Source organism: Longimicrobium sp. (assembly GCF_036554565.1).
Lineage (GTDB): Bacteria > Gemmatimonadota > Gemmatimonadetes > Longimicrobiales > Longimicrobiaceae > Longimicrobium.
Genome location: NZ_DATBNB010000725.1, coordinates 1 through 6,717 on the forward strand (window position 1 = coordinate 1; position 6,717 = coordinate 6,717).

The window sequence follows — 6,717 nt, forward strand, 5'->3', positions numbered from 1 at the left end:
CGGCTCGCGGATCTCAACCCGGACGTCACCATCACCACGCACGACGCGCGGCTCACGTCCGAAAACGCGCTCGACCTCGTCCGCGACTACGACCTGGTCATCGACGGCACCGACAACTTCCCCACGCGCTATCTGGTGAACGACGCCTGCGTGCTGGAGAAGAAGCCGTACGTCTACGGCTCCATCCTGCGCTGGGAGGGGCAGGCCTCGGTGTTCGCGGCCGAGGGCGGCCCCTGCTACCGCTGCCTGTTCGCCGAGCCGCCCCCGCCGGGGATGGTGCCCAACTGCGCCGAGGCCGGCGTGTTCGGCGTGCTTCCCGGCATCGTGGGATGCGTGCAGGCGCTCGAGGCCCTGAAGCTGCTGCTGGGCACCGGCGACACCATGGTGGGCCGGCTGCTGCTGTTCGATGCGTTGCGGATGAGGTTCCGCGAGATGCGGCTGCGCCGCGACCCGGCGTGCCCTGTCTGCGGCGACGATCCGACCGTCCACGAGCTGATCGATTACGAGCGCTTCTGCGGATACGAGCCGCCGGGCGCCCAACCGGAGAACGACATGTTCGGCGTGCCCGAAATCACCCCGTCGGAGCTGAAGGAGCGGCTGGACCGGGGAGACAAATTGACGATCATCGACGTACGCGAGCCCCACGAGTGGGAGATCGGCAACCTGGAGCCGCAGGGCGCCCGGCTGATCCCCATGGGGGAGGTTCCCGAGCGGATGGACGAGATCAGCGGGGACGACGAGGTGGTGCTGCAGTGCCGCTCCGGCGGACGCAGCGCGCAGGTCCTGCACTTCCTGCGTGCGCAGGGGTACGAACGGCTACTGAACCTGAAGGGCGGCATCCTGGCGTGGTCCGACGAGGTGGACCCCAGCATTCCGAAGTACTGAGGGGAGTGCGAAAGTGCGAAAGTGCGGGAGTGCGGGAGTGCGGGAGTGCGGGAGTGCGGGAGTGCGGGAGTGCGGGAGTGCGGGAGCCGGCGCGATGTCATCCCGATCGAGCGGCCACGGCCAACCCGACGTCACGCCAAAGTCCGCAGCGACTGAGGGATCCGCCACACACTTCGCGAGACGCACCTAACTTCGCCTTCGACACAGTCCGAGCGGGTGAACCTCGCGAGCCACGCCCCAGGCGCATCGCGGGAGGGACCGAAGCATGACGACAGCCACGGCCCAACTCATCGCATCCTGGGATCTCCAATGAAGACCGCGAGATATGCGGTGGTGCTGACGATGATCGTCATCGGGCTGGTGCTCGCGCTTGACATCGCGTACTACGTTCACGGCTCGCTCGAGGAGTTTCCCGAGCCGGAGGATCATGAGAAGGTTCGGACGGCGGCCGGTTTCATCGGGGTGGTGCTGCTCTCGGCCGAGGCGATGCTCTGGTTCGTTCTCCGGCGGTTGAGGAGAGCGCCGCACCTTGCCCGCGTGACGGGCGGCGCTGCCTGACGCGCCCGGCCCCGGTCCGAAACCCTTCGCCCTCGGGCGATCACAACATCCCGAACGAAAACGATGTCGCAGTCCGAACCGCAGGCCCAATCCATCGTCCTCCCCACCGCTGAGGACGTGCGCGACGCCGCCAACCGGCTGCGCGGCGTGGCCCATCACACGCCCGTGATGACATCGCGCACGCTGAACGAACGGCTCGGCGCGCACGTGTTCTTCAAGTGCGAAAACCTTCAGCGTGGCGGCGCGTTCAAGTTCCGGGGCGCGTACAACGCGGTTTCCAAGCTCACGGACGACGAGCGCGCGCGCGGAGTGCTGGCGTATTCGTCGGGCAACCACGCGCAGGCCGTGGCGCTCACCGGCCGCATCCTGGACGTGCGCACCGTCGTCGTGATGCCCGACGATGCGCCTGCCGCCAAGATCGAGGGCACCCGCGGCTACGGCGCCGAGGTGATCCTGTACGACAAGGAAACCACCTCGCGCGAAGAGCTGGCCGCCCAGCTTCAGCAGGAGCGCGGAATGACCCTCGTTCCGCCGTACGACCACGCCGACGTGATCGCCGGGCAGGGCACGGCCGCGCTGGAATTGATGGAAGAGGCGCCGGATCTGGGTGTCATTGTGACGCCGTGCGGCGGCGGCGGGCTGCTGAGCGGTTCCGCGCTCGCGGCTCGCTCACTGCGGCCCGGCATCCGCGTGGTGGGAGTTGAGCCGGAGCTGGCCGACGATGCCACGCGCTCGTTCCGCACCGGCACCCTGCAGTCCGTCCGCAACCCGCCCACCATCGCCGACGGCCTGCGCACACCCGCGCTGGGCCGGCTGACCTTTCCGCTGGTTCGCGACAACGTCAGCGAGATGCGCACGGTGAACGAGGAGGCCATCGTCGAGGCGATGCGCTTCCTGTGGACGCGGATGAAGCTGGTGGTGGAGCCCTCCGGCGCCGTTCCGCTCGCCGCGCTGATATCGGATCCGGACGCCTTCCGCGGCGAGCGCATCGGCGTGGTGATTAGCGGCGGAAACGTGGACCTGGCGAACGCCTGCACGCTGCTGGCGTAGCGGTGCTTCGAGGGGCGCGCGGGCTGTCGACCGGTCAGCGCGCGCCGAGCGGGCGCGGCGGATGCGGGCCCTCCCTCGTACGATTAAGGGAAATACGCCAACGGACGGAGGCGCCGCGCCTCCGTCCGTCGCTCGTTTAGGAGCGGAATTCGCCGCGGTTGCTCTACGTGGCGGAGTTACCCGCAGTTCCAGGGCTCGCAGGTGCCGCAGTTCGTGTCCGGACCACAGGTGTGCTCGTAGCAGGTGCCGTTGCACGAGGCGTTGCAGGTGGCGTCGCAGCTGCCGTTGCACGAGGCATCACAGGTGGGGCAGCCCGGGCACGTGCAGTTGGTGTAGCAGGTGCACTGCTCACCGAACACGGTGCCGGTCTTCGCCTCGGGCTTGGTGGTGTCGAATGAGTCGACGGTCAGCTCGTCCAGGTTCAGCCTGAGCTTGGTACGCATGGGGTTCTCCATCGTAAAGGCCGAGGAAAAACACCGGACGGGCGGAGGCATGGCGCCCCCGCCCGTCATCAATTTAGAGGCACATCTCGTTGCAGTTGGTTTGGAGCGCGGTGTATCCGCAGTTGTAGCGATTGCAGGTGTCGTACTGGGTGTCGGTGCAGGCGCAGGTGTTTTCGTAGCAGGTGCCGTTGCACGACGCGCCGCAGGTTCCGTTGCACGAGGCATCGCAGGTGTAGCAGCCCGGACACGTGCAATTGGTGTAGCAGGTGCACTGCTCTCCGAACACGGTGCCGGTCTTCGCCTCGGTCTTCGTGGTATCGAACGAATCCACGGCCAGTTGGTCCAGGTTCAGCTTGAGCTTGGTGCGCATGGGGTCCTCCCGGGGGCGGTGGGAAAATGCCGGCCTCGCGTCCGCGAGGTCCGACGAGAACGACCACGCGTAGCGCAGCCGCAGCACACAGCTCAACTCGTAACCCAATGGCAGCGTGTCCGTCACGAACGCGAAGGCGTAAACGGCACGCACAGGGGCCGCAATTATCCCGGCCGGCAGCCACTCGATGGCGGGCGCTTGGGAGATTCAGCCGTTTGCGTTGTGACGCAAAAGGTGTTCCCTGTCGGCGCCACTGGAACCGCTCACGCGCAGCAAAACGGGGCCGGGGGATGATCCGCCGGCCCCGCGCGTTGTTCAGCGCCTGCCGAAAATACTCAGGCCGTGGCGGCTTCGGCGGGCTTCCTGGCGCCGAGGAGTTCCTGGGCCACGATGTAGCCCGATCCGCCGTTCACGCCGTGCCCCGGCCAGGTGGCGGCGCCCAGCATATGCACATTGGGAACGACGGTGCGATGGCTGGGCTGGCCCGCCATCGGGCGGAACAGGTAGCTCTGCGCCACGTCGTGCGAGCCGCCGTACGGATCGCCCGGGCCGGCGTTGGGGCTGAAGGCCGCGATGTCGCCGGGAGAGGTCACGTGCATTCCCAGGATGGCGCCGGGCACGTTCGGAAGGTGGCGGCCCACGATGTCCACCAGCCGGTCGGCGTAGCGGCGCTTCAGGTCGTCGGTCCAGGTGCCGTCGCCCACCTCGATGGTCCCCGCGGCGTCGCCCTTGGGCCGGTTGGGGACTTCGAGCACCTGAATGCGCAGGATGGACTTGCCCTCCGGTGCCCGTGACGGGTCCAGGTTGGTGGGGCAGTCGATGGAGATGGTGGGGTTCGCTGGCAATTGGCCGTTCAGCGCCTGCGTCACGTGCTCGGCGGTGGCGCCCATGCCGCGCGTCAGGTGCGGCTGTCCCGTGCGCGCCATCCGCTCGTCGGCCCAGCGGGGCGCCTCGGAAAGGGCCAGCTGAATCTGCACGCAGCCGCGACCGTAGCGGTACTTGCCGGCCTGGCGGACGAGCGGGGCCGGAACGTCGGAGCCCTCCAGCAGCTTCAGGTATAGCTGGTCGGGGTTCACCGACGCGACCACGGTGCGCGCGTGGATCTCCTCACCGTCCGCGGTCCGCACGCCATACGCGCGGCCGTTCCTGACGAGGATGCGCTCCACCGGGGTGCCGGACCGCACCACGCCGCCGCGGTCCTCGATCAGCTTCACGAGCGACTTGGCCAGCATCTCCGACCCGCCGACGGGAATGGCCATGCCGCCGCCCATCAGCGCCATCAGCGTGAGCGGCACCCAGAACCCGCCGTTGGCGCCGTCCGGCGTGCGGCCCAGGTGCATCACCCAGGGCGCCACCATGGCGTGAAATACGTCGGAGCGGAAGCGGCCCTCCAGCACGTCGCGCGCGCTGGTGAAGAAGTCGGCGGCGAACTCGGTGAAGCCCGGACCATCCGGGTTCACCATCAGCCGGCGGATGGTCTTGCGCGCGTCGTCCGAGGCCAGGTCCTGGTTGAACAGCCCGAACACGTCGCCGGCGTGCGCGCCGAACTCCTGCATCATCGTGGCGAACGCGGCGCCGTCGCCGGGCGCCAGGCGCTCGCACTCCGCCACCGCCTCGGCAAAGTCCACGGGGAACAGCGCCGTGCGCCCATCCTCCATCGACACGCCCGTGGGGTATGCCGTGTTGACGTAGCGCAGCCCGCGATCCTGCAGCTCGGGACCGAGGTCGGCGTACGCGGCGCCGGTGAGGAAGAGCGGGTGCGCGGCGGAAAAGGTGTCGTGCTTGAAGCCGGGAAGTGTCAGCTCGTCGGTGCGCACCAGACCGCCGGGACGGTCGTTGCGCTCCAGCACCAGCACGCTCTGCCCGGCGCGGGCAAGGTACGCCGCGGCGACCAGCGCGTTGTGCCCGCTGCCGATGAAGACGGCGTCGAATTTATCCATGGTGTGCCTTGGGGATCGGGTTCGGTTGGGTCGTGGATCGTCCTCGGCGGGTGGGAAAGGCAACGGGCATTCCGGGCGGGAGCACTGGTGGGTCCCGAGCTAAGTCGTTGCGGGACAACGCTGGCGCGTGGATGGAACTTCGTGGAGGCGTGTGGCGCCGGGTCCACACGCGGGACATGCGCTCCACGGCACCCGACGGCCCCAAGGGCGGGCAATGGGTCACACGCACCATGCTCCAGCCCTGCGCCATTTCCGCGTGCCGACTGTGTCCGGAACGGCGAGGCCCCGCGGACGAGCCGCGGCGGCCGCCGCGGGCCGGTTGGGATCAGCGGATGCGCAGCGGCGTGACGGCGGTGGTGCTGTCTACGTGGATCACCGCGTCGAACTGCTTCGACATCACCGCGTTGAAGTAGTGGCTCTGCCGCTCGGTGCGCGGCGCGTAGATCACGCCCACCGCCCGCTCCAGCCGCGGCTCACCGAAGACCCGGCTCAATTCCTCGCGCCCGCGGAAGGTCAGCAGGAACGCGGGGAGGCCCGTGCGATGGAAGAGGCCCGAGTAGCTTTCCGGCAGCGCGGGGTTCAGCCGGCGCAGGCGGCCGGGCGCGTCCCACTCCTCCGCGGCCAACACCGTTCCAGCGTAGGTGGTGAAGCCGACCAGGAACGAGCGTTCCGCGTACGCCTGCCGCATCAGCTGGCCCACGTTCAGCTCGCCCCCGGTGCCCATCTCCGTCATCCGCGCGTCGCCGCTGTGCGTGTTGTGCGCCCACACCACCACCTTGGGCGTCTTGCCCTGCGCCTCCAGGTGGGTGACGATGGATTCCAGCGTCTGCGCCATGTGCCGGTCGCGCTGGTTCCACGACGTGGGCCCGCCCTCGAACATCACCCGATAGTATTCCTCTGCGTTCCGGACGACGCGCGCATGCTGCATGGCCGAGAACAGCTCGTCGTCCGTGCGCGTGTCGGCGGCCACGTGCGGATGGGCCCCGTAGCGCTCCTCCATCTCCGCCGCCTGCGCCACGGCCTGCTCGCGGCAGAGCGGACGGCCGGCGGTGTTGGCGGCCATCCCGTACTCCTGCGGGTTCGGCCGATGGCGGGACAAGCACGCGTACCGCTGCCGGGCGCGCGCCGCCGCGGTCCGGTCCGTCCGCGCCAGGAAGGAGATCACCGAGTCGGCGGACTCGTAGAAGCTGTAGACATCCAGGCCGTAGAAGGACACCCGCTGGGCCGCGGGCTGCGCCTGGTTGTGGGTGCGCAGCCAGGCGGCCAGGTCGCGGATGTCGGTGTTGGCCCACATCCACTCGGGGAAACCGGATACGAATCCCGCCAATGCCTGCTCGGGGGTCGCCGCGCCGGGCTCGCCGTGGATGAAGCGGTCCACGCGCATGGCGTCGGGCCACTCGCCCTCGATGGCGATGGCGGTGAAGCCCTTGTCGCGGATGAGCCGCTGCGTGATGCGGGCGCGCTCGCGGTA

At 68.9% G+C, this 6,717-nt stretch carries 7 protein-coding genes; 3 read left to right on the forward strand and 4 right to left on the reverse strand.

Features of this window, described 5'->3' with window-relative positions:
- The 3 genes from VIB55_RS20335 to VIB55_RS20345 all read left to right on the forward strand — a co-directional run.
- The coding region (locus VIB55_RS20335; RefSeq protein ID WP_331878499.1) for a ThiF family adenylyltransferase at window positions 1-885 on the forward strand (885 nt) is incomplete at its 5' end.
- A gap of 309 nt (window positions 886-1,194) precedes the next feature.
- Window positions 1,195-1,443 (forward strand): hypothetical protein, encoded by a 249-nt coding sequence (locus VIB55_RS20340; RefSeq protein ID WP_331878500.1) that lies wholly within the window; start codon window positions 1,195-1,197, stop codon window positions 1,441-1,443.
- Between the two features lie 63 nt (window positions 1,444-1,506).
- Window positions 1,507-2,493, forward strand: coding sequence for a threo-3-hydroxy-L-aspartate ammonia-lyase (locus VIB55_RS20345; RefSeq protein WP_331878501.1), 987 nt, complete (start codon window positions 1,507-1,509; stop codon window positions 2,491-2,493).
- A gap of 176 nt (window positions 2,494-2,669) precedes the next feature.
- Here VIB55_RS20345 and VIB55_RS20350 read toward each other — a convergent pair whose 3' ends face one another.
- The 4 genes from VIB55_RS20350 to VIB55_RS20365 form a co-directional block, all read right to left on the reverse strand.
- On the reverse strand, window positions 2,670-2,936 hold the full coding sequence (locus VIB55_RS20350; RefSeq protein ID WP_331878502.1) for a hypothetical protein: 267 nt from the start codon (window positions 2,934-2,936) through the stop codon (window positions 2,670-2,672).
- A gap of 73 nt (window positions 2,937-3,009) precedes the next feature.
- A complete protein-coding gene (locus tag VIB55_RS20355) occupies window positions 3,010-3,306 on the reverse strand; it encodes a hypothetical protein (RefSeq protein WP_331878503.1) in 297 nt (98 codons plus the stop codon).
- Between the two features lie 335 nt (window positions 3,307-3,641).
- On the reverse strand, window positions 3,642-5,246 hold the full coding sequence (locus VIB55_RS20360) for an NAD(P)/FAD-dependent oxidoreductase (protein ID WP_331878504.1): 1,605 nt from the start codon (window positions 5,244-5,246) through the stop codon (window positions 3,642-3,644).
- A 325-nt stretch (window positions 5,247-5,571) separates the two neighbouring features.
- On the reverse strand, window positions 5,572-6,717 hold a 1,146-nt coding region (locus VIB55_RS20365; protein WP_331878505.1), incomplete at its 5' end, for an erythromycin esterase family protein.

Bases quoted from the DNA above. Each gene is read 5' to 3' on its own strand.
- VIB55_RS20345 (WP_331878501.1), top strand. From the start codon at position 1,507: ATGTCGCAGTCCGAACCGCAGGCCCAATCCATCGTCCTCCCCACCGCT.
- VIB55_RS20340 (WP_331878500.1), top strand. From the start codon at position 1,195: ATGAAGACCGCGAGATATGCGGTGGTGCTGACGATGATCGTCATCGGG.
- VIB55_RS20355 (WP_331878503.1), bottom strand. From the start codon at position 3,306: ATGCGCACCAAGCTCAAGCTGAACCTGGACCAACTGGCCGTGGATTCG.
- VIB55_RS20350 (WP_331878502.1), bottom strand. From the start codon at position 2,936: ATGCGTACCAAGCTCAGGCTGAACCTGGACGAGCTGACCGTCGACTCA.
- VIB55_RS20360 (WP_331878504.1), bottom strand. From the start codon at position 5,246: ATGGATAAATTCGACGCCGTCTTCATCGGCAGCGGGCACAACGCGCTG.